Origin of the sequence: Sulfitobacter sp. 1A13679 (assembly GCF_043557115.1) — a bacterium.
GTDB lineage: Bacteria > Pseudomonadota > Alphaproteobacteria > Rhodobacterales > Rhodobacteraceae > Sulfitobacter > Sulfitobacter faviae.
On sequence record NZ_JBIFFO010000001.1, the window covers coordinates 176,202 to 202,836 of the forward strand.

General features: G+C 65.6%; 24 protein-coding genes. 14 read left to right on the forward strand and 10 right to left on the reverse strand.

Features of this window, described 5'->3' with window-relative positions; genetic code table 11:
• Positions 1-78 precede the first annotated feature (78 nt).
• Entirely contained in the window at positions 79-852 is a 774-nt protein-coding gene (locus ACGYLA_RS00965) for a DUF6478 family protein (RefSeq protein WP_394429590.1), read from the forward strand.
• Between the two features lie 9 nt (positions 853-861).
• Positions 862-1,236, forward strand: coding sequence for a hypothetical protein (locus ACGYLA_RS00970; protein ID WP_394429592.1), 375 nt, complete (start codon positions 862-864; stop codon positions 1,234-1,236).
• An 82-nt stretch (positions 1,237-1,318) separates the two neighbouring features.
• Here the strand turns inward: ACGYLA_RS00970 and ACGYLA_RS00975 are convergent, their stop codons facing one another.
• Genes ACGYLA_RS00975 through gpmI form a run of 3 tightly spaced genes read right to left on the reverse strand, consistent with a single transcriptional unit; the run spans position 1,319 to position 5,313 of the window.
• Positions 1,319-2,659, reverse strand: a complete 1,341-nt coding sequence (locus ACGYLA_RS00975) for a S41 family peptidase (protein WP_067268037.1) — start codon at positions 2,657-2,659, stop codon at positions 1,319-1,321.
• 3 nt (positions 2,660-2,662) lie between these two features.
• On the reverse strand, positions 2,663-3,799 hold the full coding sequence (locus ACGYLA_RS00980; RefSeq protein ID WP_394429594.1) for a murein hydrolase activator EnvC family protein: 1,137 nt from the start codon (positions 3,797-3,799) through the stop codon (positions 2,663-2,665).
• Positions 3,796-5,313, reverse strand: coding sequence for a 2,3-bisphosphoglycerate-independent phosphoglycerate mutase (gpmI, locus tag ACGYLA_RS00985; protein ID WP_394429596.1), 1,518 nt, complete (start codon positions 5,311-5,313; stop codon positions 3,796-3,798). Before gpmI ends, ACGYLA_RS00980 begins: the two co-directional genes overlap by 4 nt.
• 168 nt (positions 5,314-5,481) lie before the next feature.
• Between gpmI and ACGYLA_RS00990 the strand changes: the two genes are divergently transcribed.
• From ACGYLA_RS00990 to ACGYLA_RS01005, 4 genes are all read left to right on the forward strand, one after another.
• Entirely contained in the window at positions 5,482-5,661 is a 180-nt protein-coding gene (locus tag ACGYLA_RS00990) for a zinc-finger domain-containing protein (RefSeq protein ID WP_067263007.1), read from the forward strand.
• A gap of 123 nt (positions 5,662-5,784) precedes the next feature.
• Positions 5,785-8,583 (forward strand): DNA polymerase I, encoded by a 2,799-nt coding sequence (polA, locus tag ACGYLA_RS00995; RefSeq protein WP_394429598.1) that lies wholly within the window; start codon positions 5,785-5,787, stop codon positions 8,581-8,583.
• On the forward strand, positions 8,583-8,789 hold the full coding sequence (locus tag ACGYLA_RS01000) for a YdeI/OmpD-associated family protein (protein WP_394418550.1): 207 nt from the start codon (positions 8,583-8,585) through the stop codon (positions 8,787-8,789). Before polA ends, ACGYLA_RS01000 begins: the two co-directional genes overlap by 1 nt.
• Before the next feature lie 228 nt (positions 8,790-9,017).
• The gene (locus tag ACGYLA_RS01005; protein WP_394429600.1) at positions 9,018-9,635 is read left to right on the forward strand and encodes a glutathione S-transferase; all 618 of its coding nucleotides are present in this window, start codon (positions 9,018-9,020) and stop codon (positions 9,633-9,635) included.
• Here ACGYLA_RS01005 and ACGYLA_RS01010 read toward each other — a convergent pair.
• Together ACGYLA_RS01010 and ACGYLA_RS01015 are read right to left on the reverse strand one after the other, a co-directional pair.
• Positions 9,624-10,388 (reverse strand): hydroxypyruvate isomerase family protein, encoded by a 765-nt coding sequence (locus tag ACGYLA_RS01010; RefSeq protein ID WP_394429602.1) that lies wholly within the window; start codon positions 10,386-10,388, stop codon positions 9,624-9,626. The two genes, ACGYLA_RS01005 and ACGYLA_RS01010, sit on opposite strands and share 12 nt — an antisense overlap.
• An 18-nt stretch (positions 10,389-10,406) precedes the next feature.
• Positions 10,407-10,982, reverse strand: a complete 576-nt coding sequence (locus ACGYLA_RS01015; protein WP_394429604.1) for a DUF1285 domain-containing protein — start codon at positions 10,980-10,982, stop codon at positions 10,407-10,409.
• A gap of 70 nt (positions 10,983-11,052) precedes the next feature.
• Between ACGYLA_RS01015 and ACGYLA_RS01020 the strand changes: the two genes are divergently transcribed.
• Genes ACGYLA_RS01020 through ACGYLA_RS01035 form a run of 4 tightly spaced genes read left to right on the forward strand, consistent with a single transcriptional unit; the run spans position 11,053 to position 17,748 of the window.
• Positions 11,053-12,060, forward strand: coding sequence for an AAA family ATPase (locus ACGYLA_RS01020; protein ID WP_394429606.1), 1,008 nt, complete (start codon positions 11,053-11,055; stop codon positions 12,058-12,060).
• Positions 12,057-12,944, forward strand: a complete 888-nt coding sequence (locus ACGYLA_RS01025; protein WP_394410965.1) for a DUF58 domain-containing protein — start codon at positions 12,057-12,059, stop codon at positions 12,942-12,944. The genes ACGYLA_RS01020 and ACGYLA_RS01025 overlap by 4 nt, the downstream gene beginning before the upstream one ends.
• Positions 12,941-15,709, forward strand: coding sequence for a DUF4159 domain-containing protein (locus ACGYLA_RS01030; protein ID WP_394429608.1), 2,769 nt, complete (start codon positions 12,941-12,943; stop codon positions 15,707-15,709). Before ACGYLA_RS01025 ends, ACGYLA_RS01030 begins: the two co-directional genes overlap by 4 nt.
• The gene (locus ACGYLA_RS01035) at positions 15,706-17,748 is read left to right on the forward strand and encodes a hypothetical protein (protein ID WP_394429610.1); all 2,043 of its coding nucleotides are present in this window, start codon (positions 15,706-15,708) and stop codon (positions 17,746-17,748) included. The genes ACGYLA_RS01030 and ACGYLA_RS01035 overlap by 4 nt, the downstream gene beginning before the upstream one ends.
• Here the strand turns inward: ACGYLA_RS01035 and ACGYLA_RS01040 are convergent.
• The 5 genes from ACGYLA_RS01040 to ACGYLA_RS01060 all read right to left on the reverse strand — a co-directional run bounded on the left by ACGYLA_RS01040 (position 17,745) and on the right by ACGYLA_RS01060 (position 22,604).
• Positions 17,745-18,626 (reverse strand): nickel/cobalt transporter, encoded by an 882-nt coding sequence (locus tag ACGYLA_RS01040; RefSeq protein WP_394429612.1) that lies wholly within the window; start codon positions 18,624-18,626, stop codon positions 17,745-17,747. The genes ACGYLA_RS01035 and ACGYLA_RS01040 overlap by 4 nt on opposite strands.
• Complete coding sequence (locus ACGYLA_RS01045; protein ID WP_394429614.1) at positions 18,611-19,261, reverse strand: DUF1007 family protein; 651 nt, start codon at positions 19,259-19,261, stop codon at positions 18,611-18,613. The genes ACGYLA_RS01040 and ACGYLA_RS01045 overlap by 16 nt, the downstream gene beginning before the upstream one ends.
• A gap of 90 nt (positions 19,262-19,351) precedes the next feature.
• Complete coding sequence (gene yaaA, locus ACGYLA_RS01050; RefSeq protein WP_394429616.1) at positions 19,352-20,131, reverse strand: peroxide stress protein YaaA; 780 nt, start codon at positions 20,129-20,131, stop codon at positions 19,352-19,354.
• A 30-nt stretch (positions 20,132-20,161) separates the two neighbouring features.
• Positions 20,162-22,207 carry a DNA helicase RecQ gene (gene recQ / locus ACGYLA_RS01055; RefSeq protein ID WP_394429618.1) on the reverse strand — a complete coding sequence of 682 codons (2,046 nt, stop codon included), beginning with the start codon at positions 22,205-22,207 and terminating at the stop codon, positions 20,162-20,164.
• Between the two features lie 109 nt (positions 22,208-22,316).
• On the reverse strand, positions 22,317-22,604 hold the full coding sequence (locus tag ACGYLA_RS01060; RefSeq protein WP_067267829.1) for a YggT family protein: 288 nt from the start codon (positions 22,602-22,604) through the stop codon (positions 22,317-22,319).
• Between the two features lie 132 nt (positions 22,605-22,736).
• Between ACGYLA_RS01060 and ACGYLA_RS01065 the strand changes: the two genes are divergently transcribed.
• From ACGYLA_RS01065 to ACGYLA_RS01080, 4 genes are all read left to right on the forward strand, one after another.
• Positions 22,737-23,315: an acyl-CoA thioesterase gene (locus ACGYLA_RS01065; RefSeq protein WP_067267849.1), complete on the forward strand. Its 579-nt coding sequence runs from the start codon at positions 22,737-22,739 to the stop codon at positions 23,313-23,315.
• A gap of 104 nt (positions 23,316-23,419) precedes the next feature.
• Positions 23,420-24,793 carry an MFS transporter gene (locus ACGYLA_RS01070; protein ID WP_394429620.1) on the forward strand — a complete coding sequence of 458 codons (1,374 nt, stop codon included), beginning with the start codon at positions 23,420-23,422 and terminating at the stop codon, positions 24,791-24,793.
• Positions 24,790-25,734, forward strand: coding sequence for a penicillin-insensitive murein endopeptidase (gene mepA, locus ACGYLA_RS01075; RefSeq protein WP_394429622.1), 945 nt, complete (start codon positions 24,790-24,792; stop codon positions 25,732-25,734). Before ACGYLA_RS01070 ends, mepA begins: the two co-directional genes overlap by 4 nt.
• The gene (locus ACGYLA_RS01080; RefSeq protein WP_394429624.1) at positions 25,707-26,621 is read left to right on the forward strand and encodes an esterase-like activity of phytase family protein; all 915 of its coding nucleotides are present in this window, start codon (positions 25,707-25,709) and stop codon (positions 26,619-26,621) included. The genes mepA and ACGYLA_RS01080 overlap by 28 nt, the downstream gene beginning before the upstream one ends.
• Positions 26,622-26,635: the final 14 nt, after the last annotated feature.

Genomic DNA, 26,635 nt, shown 5'->3' on the forward strand with positions numbered 1-26,635 from the left:
GAAACAATCACGGGGGCTATTCATTTGAACGAAATCCCCGCCTTGCATAGACTGCGAGCAAACGAGAGGCGCAGGGCCATGGTCAACTTCCGCAGCGGTTATCTTGAGGGCAAGCTCTTTGCCCGCGCGCTGCAACGCTGGGCGGTTGCGGCCCGCAAAGCGGCCACGGCTGACCCTGCCACCCTGCGCCGCCAACGCAGCCGCGCCCGGCTGCTGCGCGCCGAACTAAACCGGCTGATCCACCGCGCCGAAGACCGCCTTGCCCTGCCTGCCATCGGGGCCAGCGGCTTCCCGAAACCACATAACGCCGGTTGGGCATGGCGGCCCGAGTTGTGGCGCGGCCCGCTTGCCACGCCGGGGCTGTCCTCGGTCGCGACCAAATCCAAACTGGGCGAAGAGGTGACCCTGTTCCACGATTGTGCGCAGTCGGAACTGACCCTGCGCCAATTGCGCAACCTGCGCGAGGCCGATCTGGCCCCCTTTGGCCTGCAACTCGACGTGTTCAAATTCGACGGGTCATTCCTGTCGCTGGTGGTCGATCTGCCGCACGAGGCGATCACCGGATTGAAACGCCGTCACCTGATCCGCATGGATACGATCGTGGAATTGGAGCACCCGCTAGAGATCTTTGCCCGGCTCAACATCCGCCACGGGCCGAACACCGAACAGATCGTCCGCGAACTGCCCGTCGGTCAGGAACACATCAGCGTCGAATTCGATCTGGCCTATAGCAAGCTCAACGAGAAGCGGATCGAGGCGGCATGGGTCGACCTGATCTTTGAAGGCCCGGAGATGAACCAAGTCGTGCTGCGCGACCTCACTTTTTCCCGCTCCCCCCGCGCCCAGATCTAGGACCCCGTGATGAGCCCATATGACCTCACAAAAACCGTGCTGCGCCATGGCGTCTGGCACGGCGTGCTAACCGCCAAAGAGGGCGCAGACACGCCGCAGATCAACGTGACCCATGAGGGCAAGGAGGTGACGGATATCACGTTAGAGGCCGAAGGGTCCGAGGGGCGCTGGCATCTTTCCTTCCCCGTCCCGGCAGAGGCGATTGCCGATGGGGTCCAGACCCTCGTCATTACCGAAATGGCCAGCGGGGCGCTCTTGGGTCATGTGACCCTGATCGCGGATGAAGCGCTCGGCGATGACATACGGGCTGAGATGGACCTGCTGCGCGCCGAACTCGACATGCTGAAACGCGCCTTTCGGCGGCATTGCCGCGAGACGGAATAAGCGAAATGCCCTCCCGCAGGGCTGCGCCCAACAAAAAGCCCCGCTGTCTCCAGCGGGGCTTTGTGCATCTATGTGAAAGAGATCACTCGTTCGGACCCAGAGCCGACAGACCTTTGAGGATGTCGATGGCATAGGCCAGTTGGTAATCCTCTTCGCGCAGCTCAGCCGCCTTGCGGGCCTTTTCGCGGTCGTCTTCGATCTGTTTGATCTGATCGTCGGTCAGGCTGTCATTGTTCAACCGGCCCCGCAGATCGGCTTCGGAGCGGAGGGGGCGTGCCGACAATGCGTCGTCGTCTTCCTCGGTCTCTGGCGTGACCGGAGGCTGGGCCACGACGATATCGGGCGATACGCCAAGCGCTTGGATCGACCGGCCCGAGGGCGTGTAGTAACGCGCCGTGGTCAGGCGCATGGCCCCGTCCCCGCGCAGCGGCATCACGGTCTGGACCGAGCCTTTGCCAAAGCTCTTGGTGCCGATGACGATGGCGCGGCGGTGGTCTTGCAAAGCGCCCGCGACAATCTCGGAAGCCGAGGCCGAACCGCCGTTGATCAGCACGACGATCGGCTTGCCCATCGCCAGATCACCCGGCGTGGCGTTCACGCGGTCGCCATCTTCGATGTCACGGCCCCGGGTGCTGACGATCTCGCCTTCCTCAAGAAAGGCATCCGACACGGCAATTGCCTGATTGAGCAGGCCACCGGGGTTGTTGCGCATGTCGATGACGATGCCGTTGAGATTCTCGATACCGCCCGCCTCTTCGATCTGCTGCTCCAGCCCTTCCTTCATCTTCGGATAGGTCTGCTCGTTAAAGGTGGTCAGGCGCAGCACGGCTGTATCGCCCACGGTGCGGGCCCGCACGGCGGTCAATTGGATCGTGTCGCGCACGATAGAGACGTCAAAGGGCTCCGGCTCCCCTTCCCGCACCACGGTGATCAGGATCTCGGACCCGACCGGCCCGCGCATCATCTCGACCGCATCGTCGAGGCCAAGACCCAGCAGGCTTTCGCCATCGACATGGGTGATGAAATCCCCCGCTTCGATCCCGGCCTCAGCAGCCGGCGTGCCGTCGATGGGGGAGACGACTTTGACAAAACCCTCTTCTTGGGTGACCTCGATGCCAAGCCCGCCAAACTCGCCACGCGTCTGCTCGCGCATTTTCTCGGCGTCTTTCGGCGAGAGGTAGGACGAATGCGGATCAAGCGAGGTGAGCATGCCGTTGATGGCCGCCTCAATCAGATCACCGGGATCGACATCTTCGACATATTGGGCGCGGATGCGTTCGAAAATATCACCGAAAAGATCAAGCTGTTCGTAAACATTGGTCGTCTTCTCGGCCTCTTGCGCCAGCAGCGGCCCGGCGATCTGAGTGGTGGCGACCACCCCCGCCACCGTGCCTGCAACGGCTGCCATCACGAATTTCTTCATCTGCTATCCATCCTTGTCGGTGCGGAACCAGTCTGCCGGATCCTGAGGTGTGTTGTCTTGCCTGACTTCTATATAGAGCGTTTCCGTCCGGTCAGTGCCAGTGGCTTCACCATTTGGTGACATCTGAGATGTTGTGCCGCTTTCCGGCCCGCCCATCAACCCGATGGGGGTGCCACCGGCAATCACCTGCCCGGCTTGGCCGTAAACCACATCCAGCCCCGCCAGCACGAAAAGCGTGTCGACCTGCGGCTCAAGGATCACGACATTGCCCAGATCAAGCAGCGGCCCGACATAACGGATCGTCGCTGCCGAAGGGCTGGTCACGATGGCGCGCGGGCGGGTGGCAAGGATCATGCCGGGCCGCGTTACGCCCGCCGAATCCGTCTCTCCGGCCTTGCGGATCACCAACCCCTGCGCGGGCAAGGGCAGATCGCCCACCTGCCCGTCGAGGTTCACCGGCGCAGGCTCAACCGCGCCCGTGGTGATCTCGGACAGGCCGCTGGCAAAGCCGTCCAGCGTCTCGGTCGAGGCGATGAGGATCGCGGTGCGCACCGGGTCTTCGGTAAAGCGCATGGGCAGATCGGTGCGGTTGGCCATGGCCTGATTGAGCGCGGTGCGCGCGGCCTGAAGCTCGGTCAGCCCGTCTTGCAGACGCTGCGCCGCATCGGTTTGGAGCGCCCGGAGGGTCTTGATGTCCTCATAGTCCTGCCGCAGCGCATCGGCGCGGGCGTTGAGCGCAGGCGTCAATTCGGCGAGCAACATGCCCGCGCGGGCGGTGCCCATCGGGCCATCGGGGTGCAGCAGCACGACGGGCGAGGGATCGCCGCCGATGCTTTGCAAGACGCCTAGGAACTGCGCCACCTCACCCTCACGCGCCTGTAGCTTGCGGCTAAGCTGCGCCTCGTTGATCGCGGCCTGCCGCAGCCCGGCCCGCATCGCCGCCAGCCCCGCCTCAAATGCCTGAATCGTTTCGGTCAGCGCCTTCACCCGGTCGCGCGCGCCATCGGCTTGGTCCAACCCCGCCGATGCCGCCTCCAAGGCGGTCGCGGCTGCGCGCGCCTCCGCGGCGGCCTCATCGGCCTGCGCCTGTGCCATCAGAGGCAGACAGGCAAAAAGGACAGCCGCGGCAAGATGTTTCATGAAAGCAGGCTTTTCCCGGTCATTTCTTCGGGCTGCGGCAGGCCCATCAAATCGAGCACCGTAGGGGCCAGATCGGCCAGCCGCCCGTCGCGCAGCGCCGCCCCTTCGGGCGCGCCCACCGCCACCACCGGCACGGGGTTGAGCGTATGGGCCGTATGCGCGCCGCCGGTCTCGGGGTCGATCATCATCTCGCAATTGCCGTGATCCGCAGTGACGATCATCGCGCCGCCTGCGGCCTCCAGCGCCTTGAGCACCCGGCCAAGCCCCGCATCCACCGCCTCACAAGCCGCAATCGCCGCCTCCAGATCGCCGGTATGGCCGACCATATCGGGATTGGCGTAGTTCACCACGATCAGGTCATAGCCCGCCTCGATCGCCTGCACGAATTGATCCGTCACCTCGGCGGAGGACATCTCGGGCTGCATGTCATAGGTCGCGACATTGGGCGACTTTGGCATGTTGCGGTCCTCCCCCGTGGCCGGAGTCTCAACCCCGCCGTTGAGGAAGAAGGTCACATGGGGATATTTCTCGGTCTCGGCCAGCCGGAACTGCCGCAGCCCCTGCTGCGCCACCCAATCGCCCAGCGTGTTCTTGATGTCCGGCTTGGGATACATCGTGGTCATATAGGCGGCGTGGTCCTTGGAATATTCCGCCATGCCCATCAGCGCCGCCCATTCGGGGCGCGGGCCGGTGTCATAGGCGTCAAAGCCCGGATCGCCCAAAGCCGCCATGATTTCCCGCGCGCGGTCGGCGCGGAAGTTGAGGCAGAAGAACCCGTCGCCAGAAGCCGCCCCCGCGTAGCCCTCGATCACGCTGGCGGTGATGAATTCATCCGTCTCGCCCCGCCCATAGGCCGCCTCAACCGCCGCGCGGGGATCGGGGCACCCCTCCCCTTTGCCATGCAGGATCGCCGCCGAAGCTTTGCCGACCCGGTCCCAACGGTTGTCGCGGTCCATCGCGAAATAGCGCCCCGTCACGGTGACGATCTTCACGGCCTCGGGCAGCGCCGCCTCTAGCGTCTCGAAATAGCCAAGGGCAGAGGAGGGCGCCACGTCGCGCCCATCGGTCACCGCATGGATCACCACCGGCAACCCCGCCGCGTCCAGCGCGCGGGCGGCGGCGACCATATGGCTGAGATGCCCATGCACCCCCCCGTCCGAGACGACGCCCATCAGATGCGCGGTGCCGCCGGTTTCCTTGAGTTTGGCGATGAAATCTTGCAGGCGCTCATTCTCGGCAAAGCTGCCCTCTTCGATGGCCAGATCGATCTGCCCCAGATCCATCGCCACCACCCGGCCCGCGCCAATATTGGTGTGCCCGACCTCGGAATTGCCCATCTGCCCGCGCGGCAGGCCCACGTCGGGGCCATGGGTGATCAACTGCGCCTTTGGTCCTGCTTGCATGATCCGGTCGAAATTCGGCGTCTTGGCCAGCAGGGGCGCGTTGCCCTCAGGCACCTCGCTGAGGCCCCAACCGTCAAGGATGCACAATACGACAGGTTTGGGGGCGCTCATCAGACTGTTGCTCCGGCTTCATGGCTGTTCAGCGCCTTTTACCCCTTGTGGGCTGGCACTTGAACCACTTTGTGCACAAGCCTCCCATTCCCGCGCAGAGGCCTTGCCCCGCGCGGCTGCTTTGGTCATAACGAGTGGCAACTTTCGCCTGAGCCGAGGACCAACTCCATGACCCTGCAAGCGCCCGAAACCCGCATCGTGAACACTTGGCGCGTGGCCTGCGACGGCAGCGAAGGCGCGCTTGGCCACCCGCGCGTCTGGCTGCAAATCCCCCAGGATCGCGGCTGGGTCGAATGCGGCTATTGCGACTGCAAATTCGTCCATGCGGATTTCGAAGGCAAAGTCTGAGCCTTCCCGGCCCACATCTGAACATCTGAACCGACGGCACGAACCTGCCCGCGCGGCGCATTGGCGTCTGGCCGTGGGCCATGCTTCGTGGCAAAAGGGTCGCCAACCCAGCGGAGCATTCCTATGACATTCGGCAAAGGCCACCACCTGCATCTGATCGACGGCTCTGCCTTCATCTTTCGCGCCTATCACGCCCTGCCGCCGCTGACGCGCAAATCCGATGGCTTGCCCATCGGCGCCGTGGCGGGCTTCTGCAACATGCTGCACCGCTATGTCGAGGGCAACACCGGCCCCAACGCGCCCACCCATGTCGCCGTGATCTTCGACAAGGGCAGCCACACCTTCCGCAACGACATGTATGACCAGTACAAGGCCAACCGCGATGCGATGCCCGAAGACCTGCGCCCGCAGATCCCGCTGACCCGCACCGCGACCGAAGCCTTCAACATCGCCTGCAAAGAGCTTGAGGGCTATGAGGCCGATGACATCATCGCCACCCTCGCCGTACAGGCCCGCGCCGCCGGGGGGCGTTGCACGATCATCAGTTCAGACAAGGATCTGATGCAGCTTGTGGGCGACGGGGTGGAAATGCTCGACGCGATGAAGAACAAAACCATCGACCGTGATGGGGTGTTCGAGAAGTTCGGCGTCTATCCCGAACGCGTCGTCGACGTGCAAGCGCTGGCGGGCGATTCGGTCGACAACGTGCCCGGCGCGCCCGGTATTGGGATTAAGACGGCGGCGCTTTTGATCAATGAATACGGCGATCTGGATGCGCTGCTTGAACGGGCGGGCGAGATCAAACAGCCCAAGCGCCGCCAGACCCTGATCGACCATGCCGAGCAAATCCGCCTGAGCCGCAACCTCGTCCTGCTGGACGAGAACACGCCGCTCGACTTCACCATCGACGATCTCGAAGTGCGCGACCCCGATGCGGACCGCCTGCTGGGTTTCCTGTCCGAGATGGAGTTCCGCACCCTGTCGAAACGCGTGGCCGAGGTGCTGGGCCGCGAGGCCCCGGCCATCCCCGAAGCGCCCGCCCCCGCCGTGGCCGATGCGCCGCAGGTGGCCGAGGTGGCCTTTGACCACGGCAAATACGAACAGGTCGGCGACGCCGAAGCGCTGCGCGTCTGGCTCAACCGGATTTACGAGCGAGGCTATGTCGCGGTGGACACCGAGACCACCGGCCTCAATGAGATGACCGCGGAACTGGTCGGCGTTTCGCTGGCGGTGGAGCCCGGGCAGGCCTGCTACATCCCGCTGACCCACAAAGCCAGCCGCGACGATGACCTATTTGGCGGAGAGGGGCTGGCCCCCGGTCAGATGCCAGTCGAAGAGGCGCTGCAACTGCTGACCCCGATGCTGGAGGATCCCGCGATCCTCAAGATCGGGCAGAACATGAAATACGACAGCAAGATTTTCGCCCAACTGGGCATCGCGGTCGCGCCCATCGACGACACCATGCTGATGTCCTACGCGATGCACGCGGGCCTGCACGGGCATGGGATGGACACGCTGTCGGAACGCTACCTCGGTCACACACCGATGCCGATCAAACCGCTTTTGGGCAGCGGCAAATCCGCCGTGACCTTCGACAAGGTGCCGCTGGCCGATGCCGTCCCCTATGCCGCCGAAGATGCCGATGTCACCCTGCGCCTGTGGCAGCTTTTCAAGCCACAGTTGCACCGCGCCGAGGTCACCAAGGTCTACGAAACGCTAGAGCGCCCGCTGGTGCCGGTCTTGGCGCAGATGGAGCGGTCTGGCATCGAGGTCGACCGCGATACGCTCAGCCGCATGTCCAACGCCTTTGCCCAGAAAATGGCCGGGCTGGAGGCGGATATTCACGAGTTGGCGGGCGAGAGCTTTAACGTCGGCTCCCCTGCACAGCTTGGCGAAATCCTCTTTGGCAAAATGGGGCTGCCGGGCGGCAAGAAGGGCAAGACCGGGAAATACTCTACCGGCGCGGATGTGCTGGAGGACTTGGCGACCGAACATGACCTCGCCCGCCGGGTGCTGGACTGGCGGCAGCTGTCCAAGCTGAAGTCGACCTATACCGACGCGCTGCAAGACCATGTGAACGCCGAGACGGGCCGCGTGCACACCTGCTATTCCATCGCCGGGGCGGCGACCGGGCGGCTCGCCTCGACCGATCCGAACTTGCAGAACATCCCGATCCGCTCCGAGGAAGGCCGCCGCATCCGCGAGGCTTTCGTCGCCCCCGAGGGCAAGGTGCTGGTGGCGTTGGACTACAGCCAGATCGAGCTGCGGATTCTGGCGCATATCGCCCAGATCGACGCGCTCAAGGAAGCCTTCCAACGCGGCGATGACATCCACGCCATGACCGCTTCCGAGATGTTCGACGTGCCGATGGATCAGATGACGCCGGAAATTCGCCGCAACGCCAAGGCGATCAACTTCGGCGTGATCTACGGCATCTCGGGCTTCGGACTTGCGCGCAACCTGCGCATTCCACGGGCCGAGGCGCAGGGCTTCATCGACCGCTATTTCGAGCGCTTCCCCGGCATCCGCACTTACATGGATGAAACCAAAGCCTTTGCGAAAGAGCATGGCTATGTGCAGACGCTCTTTGGCCGCAAGATCAACACGCCCAACATCGGCGCCAAGGGGCCGCAGGCCGGTTTCGCCGCCCGCGCCGCGATCAACGCGCCGATCCAAGGCACCGCTGCCGACGTGATCCGCCGCGCCATGGTGCGGATGCCCGAGGCGATCGCCGATCTGCCCGCGACCATGCTGTTGCAGGTGCACGATGAACTGCTGTTCGAGGTGGAAAAGGGTGCCGAAGACGCACTGATCGCCGCCGCACGTGAGGTGATGGAGAATGCCAATGATCCGGTGGTGAAGCTGGATGTGAAGCTGATCGTCGACGCCGGTGTGGGTGCCAATTGGGCGGAGGCGCATTGATGGAAGACGCGGCCCTTCCCGAAGACCTTGCCCAAGCGTTGGAAGAGACCGGCGCGCAGGCGGGCTGGGACAGCTACAATGCCGAATTGCGCGCCGATGCACTGGCGTGGATCGACGCGGCGCGGACCACGACGGCGCGGTCAAAGCGGGTGGATGACGTGGCGCGCTTTGCTGGTAAAGGGCTGCCGCCGACGCCGTTTCAGTAGGGTGGAGGGCCAATTCCTGCCCGCGGGTTGGCGTCCCAAGCTCAGTTCCTGCCACTTTATCTCTCAGCCATGATGTGCGGCCTCAAGGTTACGCCCAGCCTCACCAAATCGCCTACCCGGTGGGGCGGGCAGGCGATGGCCCGGCGCCTCCGGCTTGATTCCGGGCCGCCCCCATTCTCAGGCGATGGCCCTTTGTACACGCGTCCCCCATGCGCTAGATCATCTAGCATGACCCCAATCCTCTACTCCTTCCGCCGCTGCCCCTACGCCATGCGCGCGCGCCTCGCCCTCGCGGCCGCGCAAACCCCCGTCCACCTGCGCGAAGTCGTCCTGCGCGACAAACCGCAAGCCTTCCTTGACGCCTCGCCCACCGCCACCGTGCCCTGCCTCGTCACCGAAACCGGCCCCATCGACGAAAGCCTCGACATCATGAAATGGGCGCTGACCCAGAACGATCCCGAGGGCTGGCGCGACATGCCGCCCGAAGGTCACGACTGGATCGCCCGCGCCGACGGCCCGTTCAAAGACGCGCTGGACCGCACCAAATACGCCACCCGCTACCCCGAGGCGGACCCCGAAGAGCAACGCGCCAAGGCGGCAACCTTCCTCCATGACCTCGACGCGCAACTGGGGGACTGGATCTTTGACCGCCCTACGCTGGCGGATTACGCAATCCTGCCCTTCGTCCGGCAGTTCGCCTTCATCGACCGCGCTTGGTTCGACGCGCAGGACTGGCCCGCCCTGCGCGGCTGGCTCGACCGCTTCCTCGCCTCGCCCCGCTTCGAAAGCGTGATGGACAAATACCCCCAGTGGCAGCCCGGAGATACGCCGGTGTCATTCCCCTAAGGCGGTCACCCAGCGCAAGGACCGCTCCGTCGGGCCGCCCGGAATATACTCCCCGCTGACAAAACCGTTATAGCCCGCCCGCAGCGCGGCAAAGAGCCCGTCGAAATCGACATCACCGCTGCCCGGCGCGCCGCGCTTTGGCGTGTCCCCTAGCTGCACATGGCGGATCAGGGGGCGATATTCCTCGAAAACCGCCACGGCGTCGCCATGTATCATCTGCGCGTGAAAACTGTCGAATTGCAGCGCTACATTGGGCGCATCCACCGCCGCCAGCAGTTCCGCCGCCTGCGCGTAGTCGTTCAAGAAATACCCCGGTTTGGCCTGCGCGCAGAGCGGTTCGATCATTAGCGTGACCCCCGGCGGCACCTCTGCCGCGGCATGGCGCAGGTTCGCCACGAAAGCCTTTGCCGCCGCTCGCCCTTCGCCCTCCCCGGCCATGACATGCACCATTCTGGGCCGCAGCGCCTCTACATAGCGCCAGACCCGGCGCATATCATGGGCGAAACGCGCCTCGCCTCCCGGCAGGGCGGCGAAACCGGGCGGACCGCCCGTGTAATTCGGCGGCGGCGCGTTGATCAGGGCAAGCGAAAGCCCGTTGCGCAGCAAAGCGCGCTGCGTTTCTTTCGCGGGGACGTCATAGGGAAACAACACCTCGACCGCGCCAAACCCCGCCTCGGCCGCCGCGTCGAACCGGTCCAGATAGGGCAGCTCGGACCAGAGCAGCGACAGATTGGCGGCGGGGGTAATCGGCATTCGGGTCTTTCGGTGCGCTTACGGCAGGTCTTCCGACGGAATGATGCCAAAGAATTCGCCCCCCGACCAGACACCAAACCAGCCATCGCGGTGCTGGCCCAGATCGACCAGACGGTAAAAGCTCTTGCGGTCGATCAGCGCCTCCAGATTGCGGCGCACCAGCACATAGGGCGCAGGTTCGCCCGTCTCTTCATCGCGGACCACGCGGATCGGATGGGCTGCCCCCGCCTCGGCCACATCGCCCAGATTGGTCAAAAACCGCAACTGCTGCGCCGCGCCTGTGCCATCGGCCTCGAAATCCACGGCGACGAATGGTGCATCTTCGACGGTAATGCCCACCTTCTCCACCGGGGTTTTGAGGAAATAATCATCCCCTTCGCGCCAGAGAATCGATGCGAACAATTTGACCATTTCGATCCGGCCAATGGGTGTGCCTTGATAGAACCACGTCCCGTCGCGTTTGATCTGCATGTCCAGATCGCCGCAAAATTCCGGGTTCCACTTCTCAAGCGGCGGGGTTCCGCGCGCTTTTGCGGCCTTGGCGGCTTCGATCAAACTGTCTGCCGTGGGTGTCACGGTATTTTGTCCGCTCATTGGTTTTGCCATTCCCTTTGGTCGCGATACACTTACACCTGAAAGATATAACTCCGGGGAAAGAAATGTCATGGCCGAAGCGGATGATCTGATCGCGCAAATCGAAGCGCTGACCGAAAAGCTCGCCGCGGCGAAACAGTCGATCACCGGGCGTTTCGTCGGGCAAGAGCAGGTCGTCGACCTTGCGTTGACAGCGCTGCTCTGTGGTGGGCACGGCCTGCTGATCGGCCTGCCGGGCTTGGGCAAGACCCGGCTGGTTGAGACATTGAGCACGGTCATGGGCCTGCACGGCAACCGCGTGCAATTCACCCCCGATCTGATGCCCGCTGACATCTTGGGCTCCGAAGTGCTCGACACCGCGCCTGATGGCAGCCGCGCCTTTCGCTTTGTCGAAGGGCCGATCTTTTGCCAGCTTCTGATGGCCGATGAGATCAACCGCGCCAGCCCGCGCACGCAATCCGCGCTGTTGCAGGCGATGCAGGAGAAGACTGTGACCGTCGCGGGGCAGGACCGCGCGCTTGGCCAGCCCTTCCATGTCCTCGCCACGCAAAACCCGATTGAGCAAGAAGGCACCTACCCCCTGCCCGAAGCGCAGCTTGACCGTTTCCTCGTGCAGATCGACGTGGCCTACCCCGACCGCGCGACGGAGCGGGACATTCTCCTCGCAACCACCGGCGTCGAAGAGGGCACCGTGCGCCCGGTCTTCACCACCGAAGAGCTTCTCTCTGCCCAGACCCTGCTGCGCCGGATGCCCGTGGGCGACAGCGTGGTGGAGCTGATCCTCGATCTTGTCCGCGCCTTCCGCCCCGATGAGCCTGAGGCCACCCAGCCCGTGCGCGACAGCGTCGCTTGGGGCCCCGGCCCCCGTGCCGCGCAGGCGCTGATGCTGACCGTGCGCGCCCGTGCGCTGCTGGAGGGGCGGTTGGCCCCCTCCGCCGAAGATGTGCTCGCCATGGCCCGCCCGGTGCTGAGCCACCGGATGGCGCTGAACTTTGCCGCGCGCGCAAGGGGCGAAAGCCTGCAAGGGCTGATCGACGCCACCGCCGGTCAATTGATCGGGAAAAAGGCCGCCGCGTGACCCATAGCCCCCTGTCCCTCAGAGCCAGCGCCGAGGGCGAAGCGGCCCGGCTGCCCGCCCTGCTGGCGCGGGCCGAGCATTTGGCCGGTGCCGTTCTGCCCGGTGCCCATGGCCGCCGCCGCGCGGGGACGGGGGATGATTTCTGGCAATACCGCCCGGCACAGATCGGCGACAGCCGCCGCATGGTCGACCACCGCCGCTCGGCCCGTGGCGATCAGGAGTTCGTGCGCGAACGCGAGTGGCAGATTGCGCAGTCCGTCATGCTCTGGGTTGATCAGGGGGCCTCGATGCGCTTTGCCTCGGACAAGGCGTTGCCCGACAAGGCCGACCGCGCCCGCCTTCTGGGCCTCGCGCTGGCGATCTTGCTGCTGCGCGGGGGGGAGCGTGTGGGCCTGACCGGCACCGCCCTGCCCCCACGGCGCGGCAATCCGCAGGTGCTGCGACTGGCCGAATTGCTCTGCCAAGACGATGGCCAAGACTACGCCCCGCCCGAACATCGCGGCATGATCCCTCATGCGCGGGCGGTCTTCATCTCGGATTTCATGGGCGATCTCGACCCGGTACAGACCGCGCTGACCAAGGCCGCCGACCGTGGCGTGCGTGGCGTGCTTTATCACCTGTTGGACCCGGCGGAGGAAGCCTTCCCCTTCGCGGGCCGTACCATTTTCGAAAGCGTCGGCGGCAGCCTGCGCCATGAGACGCTCAAGGCGAATGACCTGCGCGACCGCTATCTCGATCGGCTGGCGGCGCGCAAAGACGCCTTGCAGCAACTCTGCGCCCGGACCGGCTGGCGTTACGGGCTGCACCACACCGATGCCACGGCGCAGTCGGCGCTGCTGTGGCTCTATGGCGCCTTGGACGCGCGGCAGGGGAGTGCGGCATGAGCGTTTTCGGCGGCATCGGTTTCACCGCGCCTTGGCTGCTGCTGGCCCTGCTGGCGCTGCCGATCCTTTGGCTGATCCTGCGGGCCGTGCCGCCCGCGCCAGTTCGCCGCCGTTTTCCCGGTGTGGCGCTGCTCTTGGGGTTGGCGGATGACGACAGCACCAGCGACCGCACCCCGTGGTGGCTGCTTTTGCTGCGGATGCTGGCCGTGGTCGCGATCATCATTGGCCTTGCCGGGCCGGTGCTGAACCCGCAGGCCGAGGCGGAAGAGGGCAGCGGCCCCTTGCTGATCCTGCTGGACGGCTCATGGGCCGGGGCCAGCGGCTGGGACCGACAGATGGCCGCCGTTGACGCGCAACTCACCCGCGCCGGACGGGCCGAGCGGACGGTGGGCATCCTCAGCCTCACCGACCCGCAGGTGCCGACCTTCCAATCCGCCGATGCGTGGCGCAGCCGTCTGGCCGGGTTCACCCCCGCACCGTGGCAACCGGCCCCGGCAGAGCTGACCCGCGCGACCGAGATCATGACGGCCCTGCCCGCCTTCGACACCCTGTGGTTCAGCGACGGGTTGGACTATTCGGGCCGCGATGAGTTGCTTGCCGCGCTGCAATCCAAAGGCGCGGTCGAGGTGCATCAATCTGCGGGCAATGTCGTCGGCATCGCGCCCGCAATCTACCAAGATGGCGCGATCGACCTGACCCTGCGCCGCGCCGCGCCCGGGCCGGAACGCGCGGCGGTGGTGCAGGCCCATGGCCGCGATCCGGCGGGCAACGCCCGCGTGCTCGCCACCGCCAATGCGACATTCGAGGCGGGCGCGACCGAGGCCAGCACCTCCCTTTCGCTGCCTGCCGAAATGCGCGCGCGGCTCACCTCTTTCGACATCGCTGGCCAGCGCTCCGCCGGGGCGCGCACCTTGGTCGATGACGGGCTGCGCCGCCGCGAAGTCGCGCTGATCCGGGGGCGCGGGGCGCAGGAGGGGCTGCAACTGCTCTCACCGCTGCATTACATCGAACAGGCGCTGGCCCCGAGTGCTGATCTGATCGACGGCACCCTGACCGAGGTGCTGCCCGCGAACCCCGATGTGATCGTGCTTGCGGATGTGGCCACCCTCGCCCCCGCCGAGGCCGAGCCGCTGCAAGAGTGGATCGACGCGGGCGGCATGCTCATCCGTTTCGCCGGGCCGCGCGTGGCGGCGAGCGATGTCAGTCGCATCGACGAAGACCCGCTGATGCCCGTGCGCCTGCGGGCCGGGGGCCGCAGTGTCGGCGGCGCGATGTCTTGGGGGGAGCCCAAGGCGCTGGCCCCCTTCCGCAACGGGTCGCCCTTCTTTGGCCTGACTGTGCCGGAGGACGTGACCGTTTCGGCGCAGGTCGTGGCGCAGCCGGACCCGACACTAACCGACCGGGTGATTGCGTCGCTGAGCGATGGCACCCCGCTGGTCACGCGCAAAGCGGTGAGTCAGGGGCAGATTGTGCTGTTCCACGTCACCGCCACGGCGGAATGGTCGACCCTGCCGCTCTCGGGTCTTTTCGTGCAGATGATGGAACGGCTGGCCGTTTCCTCTGGCGCCAGCGCCCCCGAAGCCGAGAGCCTTGAGGGCACCACATGGACCCCGTTGCGGGTGATGGACGGTTTCGGCAGCCTGTCGGACGCGGGCAATCTGCCCGGAGTCGCGGGGCCTGACCTGATCTCGGCCCCCGCAGGCCCCGCCCTGCCGCCCGGCATCTACGGCGCCGAAGATCGGCGGCTTGCGCGCAATGTGCTGACCACCGAGACTGCCCTTACCCCCGCCACATGGCCCGCCGATGTGCCACTGCGCGGTCTCGCTCTGCCACCAGAACAACCACTCGCCGGGGCGCTTCTGAGCCTCGCTATCCTGCTGTTGGTGGCCGATGTACTGGCTTCCCTCGCCCTTTCGGGGCTGCTGCTGCGCCGCTCCGCCGGCAGCTTGGCGCTGGCTTTGGGGCTGGCCATCGCCCCGCAGATGGGCGACGCGCAGGAGAATGACCCCGAAAACTTTGCCATACGCTCGGCCTCTGAGGTGACTTTGGCCCATGTGCTGACCGGCAACAGCGACGTTGACGAGATCGCCCGCGCCGGGCTGATCGGCCTGTCGGACACGCTTTATTTCCGCACCACGGTGGAGCCTGACCTGCCCACCGGCGTTGATCTTGAGCAGGACGAACTGGCCTTCTTTCCGATCCTCTATTGGCCGGTGACCTCCGACCAACCGCAGCCTTCGTCCGAGGCTTATGGCAAGCTGAACGACTACCTCCGCTCGGGCGGGCTGATCCTGTTCGATACGCGGGACGCGGATATCGCCAGCTACGGTGCCGCCAGCCCGAATGGGCGCAAGTTGCAGGAACTGGCCGCACCGCTCGACATTCCGCCGCTGGAGCCGTTGCCCGGCGACCATGTGCTGACGCGCACCTTCTATCTGTTGCAAGACTACCCCGGTCGCTACAGCAGCCGCGATGTCTGGGTCGAGGCCGCGCCGCCCGATGCCGAACGGATTGAGGGGATGCCCTTTCGCAACCTCAATGACGGGGTGACGCCGGTGGTGATCGGGGGCAACGACTGGGCTGCGGCTTGGGCTGTGCGCCGCGATGGCGCGCCGCTCTTGCCCATCGGGCGCGGCTTTGCCGGAGAGCGGCAGCGTGAACTGGCCTATCGCTTTGGCGTGAACCTTGTCATGCATGTGCTGACCGGCAACTACAAATCCGATCAGGTCCATGTGCCTGCGCTGCTAGACAGGTTGGGCCAATGACCGGAACCGTGCTTTTCGACCCGCTGATCCCCCTGCCGCTGCTGATCGGCCTTGCGGTGCTGGCCGCGCTCGGCCTTCTGCTGGCGCTGTGGCGCGGCCTGTCGGGCTGGGCCCTGCGGGGCTTGGCGGCGGCGGTGGTTCTGGCCGCGCTCGCCGGGCCATCCTACCAGACCGAAGACCGCGCGCCGCTGTCGGACATCGTGTTGCTTTTGGAAGACGAAAGCGCCAGCCAGCGGCTCTCCGACCGCGCCGCGCAGACCGACGCGGCGGCAGAGGCGCTCTCTGCCCGCATCGCCGCCCGCCCCAATACCGAGTTGCGCCGGATCACCGTCCCCGATGGGGCCGAGGATGCCGGCACCCGGCTGATGACCACGCTGGCCGATGCGCTGGCCGAAGAGCCACGCGCGCGGATCGCGGGCATTCTGGCGCTCAGCGATGGCCGGGTGCATGACGCCGATCTGCCGCTCGACCTGCCCGCGCCGCTGCATCTGCTGCAAACCGGTCGGGCTGAGGATTGGGACCGCCGCCTGACCGTGCGCAACGCCCCGGCCTTTGCCATCATCGGAGAGCCGGTGACCCTGACCCTGCGCATCGACGATCTGGGCGCCGCGCCCGAGGGCGGCGGGCTGACCCAGCTTGATATCTCTGTCGACGGGGAAGAACCGCAAAGCTTCAACGTGCCGATTGGCCAAGACCTTGAACTGCCCGTGGCCCTGCCCCACGGCGGGCGCAACGTGATCCGCTTCTCCCTGCCCGAAGCCGAGGGGGAGTTGACCGACCGCAACAATGCGGCGCTGATCCAGATGAACGGCGTGCGCGACCGGCTCAGCGTGCTCTTGGTCTCAGGCGAGCCGCATCCCGGCGGGCGCACGTGGCGCAACCTGCTGAAGTCCGACAGCGCGGTCGATCTGGTGCATTTCACCATTCTGCGCCCGCCCGACAAACAGGATGGGGTGCCGGTGAACGAGCTGTCGCTCATCGCCTTCCCGACGCGCGAATTGTTCATGGAAAAGATCGACGACTTCGATCTCATCATCTTTGACCGCTACCAACGGCGCGGCATCCTGCCTGCGCTCTACCTCGACAATGTGGCGCAATATGTGCGCAAGGGCGGTGCGGTGCTGGTCGCCGCCGGGCCGGATTTTGCCAGTGCCGACAGTCTCTACCGGTCGCCGCTCGGCACGGTGCTGCCCGCCACCCCCACCGCGCGGGTGTTGGAGGAAGCCTTCCCCCCGGTCGTCACCGACATCGGCCAGCGCCATCCCGTCACCTCAGACCTGCCCGGCAAGGGCGACTGGGGCCGCTGGCTGCGGCAGATCGACGTGACCGCTGACAGCGGCGACGTGGTGATGACCGGGGCGGACGACCGCCCGCTTCTGGTGCTGGACCGCGTGGATGAGGGGCGCGTGGCGCTGCTCGCCTCTGACCACGCTTGGCTGTGGAACCGCGGCTATGAGGGCGGCGGCCCGCAGTTGGAATTGCTGCGCCGTCTGGCCCATTGGATGATGAAGGAACCCGAGCTTGAGGAAGAGGCGCTGATGGCCTCTGCCCAAGGCCGGACCATGCGCATCACCCGCCGCACCTTGGACGAGACCGTGCCCCCCGTCACGATCACCGCCCCCGATGGCAGCACGACTGAACTGCCCCTCACCTCCGCCGGGCCGGGCCGGTTCGAAGCGGAATATACCGGCGAAGAGATCGGCCTCTACCGGCTGGAGAACGGCGAAGAGGTCACCGTCATCGGCCTCGGCCCCGCCGCCCCGCGCGAGTTTGTCGAGACCATCGCCAGCGATGCGGCCCTGCGCCCGGCAATCGACAGCCTGCGCGGTGGGGTGGCACGGGTGGAGGATGGGCTCCCCCGTCTGCGCGACGTGCGCCTTGGCCGCCCTGCCGCCGGGCGCGGCTGGCTGGGTCTGACCCCGCGCGGCGCTTACGAGACGCGCGATGTGCGGCAAACGCCGCTGCTGCCGGGGTGGCTGGTGCTCTTGCTTTCGGCGCTCTTCATCATTGCCGCATGGCTGCGCGAGGGCCGCCGCTAAAGCGCCCGCAGCAGCAAGCCGCCCGCCAGCGTCACCACGACCAGCCCCGCCGTCAACTCGGCCACCGCTGCGGCTTGGGCCAGCCTCGGCGATCCGGCGAGGCCGCCCAAGACCCCGGCGCGCAGACCCGTGGCTGCCAAGCCGGTGGCGATGGTGATCAAGCCGGTGCCGAGCGCCATGGCAAAGGCCCCCAAGATGCCGACCCCGCCGATCCCCATATGCCAAGTGATCACCAACACGAAAAGCGCGCCGGTGCAGGGCCGTATGGCGATCCCACCGATCAAAAGCAGCGCGTCGCGCAGCCTGCCCGCGCGCTGAACCTGCGCCAGACTGGGCCCATGGGCATGGCCGCAATGGCTGCATACTTCACCGGAATGCGCCGATCTGTCCTGCCGCGCATGGCGCAGCCCGCGCCAGATCAGCCAAAGCCCGATGAGGGCAATCGCGCCATAGCTTGCCGGGGCCATGATGTCTTCGGTCACGCCGACCAGCGCCTCCCGCCCAAGACCCAAGAGGAGGATCCCCGCATAGACCAAGACCACGGCGGTCACCGCTTGGCCCAAGGACGCCGCGAGCGCGATCAGCGAGAGCCGCAGCACAGGCACCGCCCGCGCCAGCCCGTAGCCGCCGATCACGATCTTGCCGTGCCCCGGCCCTGCCGCATGGACGACGCCATAGGCAAAAGACGCCAGAAGCACCGTCCAGAACGCCGCCGTATCGCCGCCCCGCGTGGCGCGCAGCCCGTTGGCGATGCTGTTTTGAAATCCGCGCTGCTGCCCCGCGGCCCAATGGGCAAGGGCGTTGAACCCGCCCGACCACCACAGCGCCGCCAGCGCCAAAAGGGTCGCCAATGCCGCCAGCGCTATGATGCGTCGCATGTGATCACCACTTCATTGGCCAAGGCTTCGCCGATCTCCGGCAGACCCACATCGCTTGGATCGGTATTCGCGTCCAACGCGCTCAAGTCCTGTTGAAGGGCGCGCAGATCGGCATTCATATCCGGCATCTTGACCCGCGCGCGGCAGGCATCGCTGCCTTGGATGGTCACTTTCTGGGTCACTTCATAGGCGGTGTAATAGGTCGGATCATAGGGTTTGATGACCAGTCCATCGGCATCCGGCGCCGGGCCTTCGACCGCGCGCAGATGGCTGGTGATGATGCGGCCTTCGGCAAAGCGGGTTTCCACGTCTTGCGGACCCGAGAGCGCGACCTCTTCGCCCCCCTCCAGCAAGACCGTATCGCCGTTGAACCCTTCGATCCACTGCATGTCGAACCCGTTGAGAGAGGCGACTTCCGCCTGCGTCAACACGCCATCGTAATCGGGGTCGAGGCCGCGATCCTCGGTCACCAAGAGAGAGTAGAATTCGTCATAGGCCCATGTGATCCGCAGATGGGTCAACCGCCCCTCGGCATCGACGATCACTTCGAACCCGGTATCGACGAAGATATGCGGATGCGCGCCAAGCGGCGTGGCGCAGGCGATGACAGCGGCGGTGACGAGCGGGTATTTCATGGCGCTAGGTCTACGCCCCTTCGCCAAGCGCGGCAATCGCCCGGCGGGTGGCGCACGGCGGGAAGGCGCGCATCGCCCCCCGCCTGTGGGTCAGTTCGACGGGTAGGGCCGGACAAAGACCGGACGCTCGGGCGTCGAGGCATCGGACTGATAGGCATAGCCGCCGCTGTCGAAATCCTGCAAGCCTTCCGGGTCGTTCACCCGGTGCTGCACGATGTAGCGGGCCATGGCACCGCGGGCTTTCTTGGCGAAGAAGCTGACGATCTTCGGCCCTTTGCCGTCGCCCTTGTCCTCCATGAACTGCGGGGTGATCACCCGCAGCTTCAACGCCTTGAGGTCCACCGCGCCAAAGTATTCCTGACTGGCGCAGTTCACCAGAACATCGCTGCCGGTGGCTTCGGCCTGGGCATTCAGCGCCTTTGACAGGCTGTCACGCCAATAGTCATAAAGGTTGCCGCCCCGGCGGGTTTTCAGCTTGCTGCCCATCTCCAGCCGGTAGGCTTGGATCGCGTCGAGCGGGCGCAGCACGCCGTAAAGGCCCGACAGGATGCGCAGGTGATCTTGGGCAAAGGTCATCTCATCGGCATCAAGGCTCGCGGCCTCCAACCCCTGATAGGTATCGCCCGCAAAGGCCAGCGCGGCGGGGCGGGTGACCTCGGCTGTGGGTTCCGCCTCAAACGCCTGAAAGCGGTCACGGTTGAGCCGCGCCAGATCGTCGCTCAGCCCCATCAGGCTTTTGAGATCGCCCAAGCTGAGATTGCGCGCGGTCGTCGCCAGCCGCACGGCGTCTTCCTGAAAATCAGGCTGGGTGACGGCGACATCGCGCGCGGCCCAATCAAGGCGTTTGGCAGGGGAAATAACGACGAGCATGGCAGTCTCCTTGGGGCGTTTCGGGGTGATCTAGCCCGCGTCGCGCAGAACGTCCAGAAAAGCGGGGCCAAAGCGTTCGGCGCGTTTGTCGCCGAGCAATCGTTCGATGGCCGAAGGGTCGGCGCTGCGCAGTTGCGCCACCTTTGCCAGCATCGCGGCAGAACAGCTTAGCGGCTTTTCGGTGCCCTGCGCGCCGCGGGCCAGATCGGCCTGCACCTGCAAAAGCTGATCATAGACATTGCCCGCCTCGCGCCCCGCCAGCTTGCGCCGCGCCTTGTGCATCGGCTGCGCCTCGCCGTTGATGACTTCGAGGAAGGCCGCACCGTAATTTTCCAGCTTCTTGGCCCCCACGCCGCCGATCCGCGCCATGGCGTCGAGGTTTTGCGGGCGCGCCTCGGCCATCTCGATCAATGTCCGGTCGGTGAAGATGATATAGGCGGGCACGCGCGCCGCCTCGGCTAGTGCGCGGCGCTTGGCCTTGAGCGCCGAGAGGAGCGGCGCATCCTCGTCGCTGACCATGGCCTTGACCGCAGGTCGCCGGTTCGCGCCCGCCGCCTTGATCGTATCGCGGCGCAGGTTGATGCTGGCCTCCCCGCGCAGGATCGGCAGGGCGGCGTCGGTCATGCGCAGCGCGCCGTGACGCTCGGCATCCGGGCGCACGAGGTCATGGCCCATCATCTGCCGGAACACCGCCTGCCATTCGTTGCGGCTGTATTCCCCGCCCACGCCGTAGGTCGGCAGCGATTGGTGGCCGCGCTGGCGGACCTTCTCGGTCTCATTGCCCAAGAGGATGTCTATGAGATGGCCCGCGCCGAACCACTCCTCCGTGCGCAGCATGGCTGAAAGCGCCTTCCGCACGGCCGTGGTGCCGTCGAACACCTCCGCCGGACTATCGCAAAGGTCGCAGCGTCCGCAGGTGACTTCGGTCTCGTCGAAATATCCCAGAAGGGTTTTGCGACGACACTCCAGCGCTTCGGCCAGACCCAAGAGCGCGTTCAGCCGCCCGTGGTCGGCAGCGCGGCGTTCGGGCGGGGCAAGGCCTTCGTCGATCTGGGCGCGGCGCAGGCGGATGTCGTCGGGGCCAAAAAGCGTCAGCGTCTCGGCCGGGGCACCGTCGCGCCCGGCGCGGCCGATCTCTTGGTAATAGGCCTCGATCGACTTGGGCAGATCGGCATGGGCGACCCAGCGAATGTCGGGCTTGTCCACGCCCATGCCAAAGGCCACGGTGGCGCAGACGATCAGCCCGTCCTCTTGCTGGAAGCGGCGCTCGGCGATGCGGCGGTCCTCGGCCTCCATCCCGCCGTGGTAATGCAGCGCCTCCTGCCCCTGATCGCGCAGCGCCTTGGCCAGCCCTTCGGTCTTGGCGCGGGTGCCGCAATAGACGATGCCCGACTGGCCGCGCCGCGCCCCGGCGAAGGCAAGGATCTGGTCGCGCGGCTTGTTCTTTGCGGCGAAGGCGAGGTGAATGTTGGGCCGGTCAAACCCGCGCAGGAAGGCGCGCGGCGGGGTGCCGTCGAAGAGCTTCTCGACAATCTCGGCCTGAGTCTCGGCATCCGCCGTGGCGGTGAAGGCCGCCAGTGGCACGTCGAGCGTGCGGCGCAATTCACCGATGCGCAGGTAGTCGGGGCGGAAATCATGGCCCCATTGGCTGACACAATGCGCCTCATCCACGGCGATGAGATTGACGCCGACGCGCCGCAGCATCCCCATGGCCGAGCCCGCCGCCAGCCGTTCCGGCGCCATATAGAGCAATTTGAGCGTGCCTGCCTCCAAGGCCTCCCAAACCGCATCGGTCTCTTCAGGCGTGTTGCCCGAGGTGAGCGCCCCTGCCGCGACGCCTGCTTCTTGCAGGCTGCGGACCTGATCGCGCATCAGGGCAATCAACGGCGAGATGACCACCGTCACCCCCTCGCGCATCAGGGCAGGCAATTGGAAACACAGGGATTTGCCGCCGCCCGTGGGCATGATGGCCAGCACGTTCTCGCCTTCGGTCACGGCCTCAACAATCTCTTGCTGGCCGGGGCGGAACCCGTCGAAACCGAATACATCACGAAGAAGCGTGGCAGCGCCTGTCATGGAGAACCTGTAAGATTGTCTGCTCTTTTTATGCAGACTCCCACACTAACAAAGCGTGAACAAGGCCAGATGCCCGCGACATCGGCGCGCGGGCGGGCCGGGGCACGGGTCAGTAGAAGGCCGCTGCGTTGTTGGTCAGCACGATCCGCGCCATGGCAACGGCGATCAGCACGATCAGGGGGGCGAGGTCCAGACCGCCCATCGGCGGAATCACATTGCGCACGCGGCTATAGACCGGCTCAAGAATGCGGTTCAGCCCGTCCCAGATCTGCGCCACCAGCGGTTGGCGCAGGTTCAGCACCTGAAAGTTGATCAACCAAGACATGATGACATGGGCGATGACGATGAACCAAACGATGTTCAAAAGCAGCATCAGGATCTGGAACAGCGACGTCATGGAATATCCCCTTGGTTTGACGCAAGACAGTTAAGCGCCCCGCCCTCAAAGGGCAAGAGTGCCGCGACGTATATGCTTGACCGCGCAGCGCTTCCGCCGCAGATCCGCGGCGTCACGACAAAGGAAAGCCTCATGTTCCCGATCATCCGCATGGCCAAAGACGTCATCGTCGCCGCGCGGCAGGCGCCGCTGGACAATCTGACCGACACCCATGTCAGCCATCACATCTGCTGGCCGCATGACCTCGATATCTGGATGGAGTTGAACAACGGGCGGGCGCTGTCGCTCTATGATCTGGGCCGCACCGCCATGGCGCAGCGGGCCGGGCTGATCACGCTGCTGCGGCAGAACAAATGGGCGATCACCATCGCGGGCTCCAGCACGCGGTTCCGCCGCCGCATCCGCATGTTCGAGAAATTCGAGATGCGCAGCCGGACCCTGTGTTGGGACGACAAGTTCATCTATCTTGAGCAATCCATGTGGAAGAAGAACGGCGAATGCGCGAGCCATGTGCTCTACCGTTCCGCCGTGACCGATCGTAACGGGCTGATCCCGCCGGAAAAGGTCTTGCAGGCAATGGGACGGCAGCAAGCTTCGCCTGAGGTGCCGGGCTGGGTGGCCGAATGGATCCGCGCTGATGCGCACCGCCCCTGGCCGCCGATGCAGGACGCGGCCCCGACCCCGGATGCGGCAGGGCCGCTTTCGGCCTGAGCCGACCGCCCTCCTCTGCCTCACCCCCTGCCCTTACTGACGCTTGCGCCTTGCGCCCTGCCCTGCTCTAACTTGAAAAAGGGCAGGCCGCGAAAGGGCGCAACATGGCACAGACAGGCGGGCGCAAGCGCATCTGGGGATGGTATTTCTTTGACTGGGCCAGCCAGCCTTACAACACCCTGCTTCTGACTTTCATCTTCGGCCCCTACTTTGCTCAGACCGCGACCAATGCACTGGTCGAGGGCGGGATGGAGCTTGGCGCCGCCAAAGCCCAAGCGCAGGCATACTGGGGCTATGGTCTGGCATTGGCGGGCGTCGCGATTGCGGTGCTGGCGCCGATCTTGGGCGCGGTGGCGGATTCCTCGGGGCGGCGGATGCCTTGGATCAGGCTCTTCTCGGCCATGTATGTGGTCGGCGCGGGCGCGCTGTGGTGGACGGCCCCGGCGGATTTCTCTCTGCTTTGGGCGCTGTTCTTTTTCGGCATCGGCTTGGTCGGGATGGAGTTCGCAACGATCTTTACCAATGCCTACCTGCCCGAGCTGCACCCCGACGCGGATGAGCGGGGGCGCATTTCCGGCGATGGCTGGGCCTTTGGCTATGCGGGCGGGGTGCTGGCGCTGATCGCGATGATCGCCCTGTTTCAAAGCGGCGCGAATGGGCGCACCATGGCGGGGCTGACGCCGCTTTTCGGGCTGGACCCGGCGACAAAGGCCGACACCCGCATCGTCGGGCCGCTGACGGCCATCTGGTACGCGGTTTTTATGATCCCCTTCTTCCTCTATGTGCGCGACAGGCCGAAACCCGGCGCGGTGCGGTATCGCGTGGGCGCGGGTCTTGCGGATTTGGCGCGCACCCTGCGGGGCTTGCCAAAGCACCCGTCTCTGCTGGCCTATCTCGGCTCGTCGATGTTCTACCGCGACGCGCTGAACGGGATGTACACCTTTGGCGGGGTCTATGCGCTTGGGGTGCTGGATTGGTCGATCCAAGAGATCGGCATCTTCGGCATCCTCGCGGCCATCTCGGGCGCGGTGTTCTGCGTGCTGGGCGGGCGGATCGACCGGCGCATCGGCCCGATGCCGGTGATCGTGGCCTGTTGCGTCATCCTCATCGCCACCGCCTGCCTGATCATCTCTCTGGGGCCGAATTCCGTCATGGGCGTTTCTTTGCCCGAAGGCTCCGCCCTGTCCGATATCCTCTTCTACGTCGCCGGTGCCTCTATCGGCGCGGCGGGCGGGGCGCTCCAAGCGTCATCGCGTAACATGCTGACCCGGCAGGGAAACCCCGATCGGATGACCGAGGCGTTTGGCCTCTACGCCCTCTCGGGCAAGGCCACCTCCTTTCTCGCACCGGCACTGATTGCCCTGACCAGCGACCTCACCGGCAGCCAACGGCTGGGCATCACCCCCGTCGTGGGGCTTTTCATCGTCGGTTTGATCCTGTTAGCTTGGGTCAAACCCAAGGGAGATTTCGCCACATGAAGCTGCTTCGCACCCTCACCTCCGTGGCGCTGGCCTTTGCGCTTGCCTCTTGCGGGGGCGGTCGGACCGAGACCGACATCAGCGGTGAGAAGGTCGCCCTGCCGACCATCGGCTCTTCGGGCGGCGCATTGAGCACGGTCGAGGCCAAGCGGCTTTTCGGGGCCAAGAGCTTTGCCTCCGCGCAGTCTCCGGCGGCTTTCGGCAGCTATTCCAAAGGCTGCCTTGCCGGGGCCGAGCAATTGCCCGAGACAGGACCGACATGGCAGGCCATGCGCCTGTCGCGTAACCGCAACTGGGCCCATCCCGAGATGATCGACATGGTTAAAAAGCTCAGCCGCAAGGCCGCGCAGCAGCCCGGTTGGGAAGGCGTCTATGTCGGCGATATGAGCCAGCCGCGCGGCGGGCCGATGCTGACCGGTCACGCCAGCCACCAGATCGGGCTTGATGCCGACATCTGGATGCTGCCGCCGAAGTCCCTGAACCTCAGCCGGGCGCAGCGCGAGAACATCTCGTCGATCTCCATGCGCCGGGCGAGCGGGGCCTATGTGAATTCCTCTTGGACACCTGCGCATCACGAGGTGATCAAGGCCGCGGCCCAAGACCCCCGCACCGCGCGCATCTTTGTTTTCCCCGGCGCAAAAGTGCAGATGTGCGCCGATGAGAAAGGCGACCGCAGCTATCTGCGCAAAATCCGGCCTTGGTACGGGCATCACTACCATTTCCACATCCGCATCAGCTGCCCCAAGGGTGCGCGTGGCTGTGTGGATCAGGCCCCGCCCCCGCCCGGTGATGGCTGCGCCGATGCGCGGCAGTGGCAGGCCAATATCCTGAACCCGCCAAAGCCCGACCCGAGCGCACCCAAAACGAAACCCAAGCCCAAGCGCGACATCCTGCTTGCGGACCTGCCTGCCCAATGCAACGCCGTTTTGAACGCAAACTGATCCGCGCCTGCCTCCCGTTCTTCCTGCTCATCGCCTGCGTGGCCCCCGCCGCGCAGACAGGGCCGGTGGTGCAGGTGGACAGCGTGCTGACATGGCGCCATCCGGCGCCGTGGTTCGGCGGCTTTTCCGGGGTCGAGGTGAATGCCGATGGCACCCGCCTCACGGCGGTGTCGGACCGGGGCCGCGTCGTGCAAGCGCGCATGCTGCGCGAGGCGGGCCGTCTGGTGTCGCTTGAGATTGAGGAGGATGCGCCGCTCAAAGATGCCAATGGCAAGCCCCTGCGCGACAAGATGCGCGACGCCGAAGCGCTGGCGCGTGACGGCAGCGGGCGACTCTACGTCTCATTCGAACACGACCACCATGTCGCGCGGCTGTCGCCCGAGAGCGGCGTCACCACCCCGCTGCCCAGACATGACGACTTCGCCAAGTTCGAGCCGAACGCGGGGATGGAGACTTTGGCCGCCCACCCCGATGGGCGGCTCTTTGCGATCCCCGAAGGCGGCGGCCCGGCCTCGGGTGATTTCCCGCTCTATGCCTTTGACGGCAACAGTTGGTCGATCACCGCAGAGATCCCGCGCCGGGGGCCGTTCCTGCCGGTGGATGCCGATTTTGCCGAGGACGGCACCCTTTATCTGCTGGAGCGGACGATCACGCCGCTGGGGTTTCGCAGCCGCATCCGCAGCTTTAACCTCACCGCGCCTGCGCTTGGCGAAGAGACACTGCTGACCTCTGGCCCCGGTCAGTATGACAACCTCGAAGCGCTCAGCACGTGGCAGGATGCGGCGGGGCAAACCCGGCTGACCCTGCTGTCGGACGACAACTTCTTCGTCATGCAGCGCAATGAGGTGGTCGAGCTGATCCTTGCCAAACCGGGTTCCGAGGGCTAAAGCCGTCCGGTCTG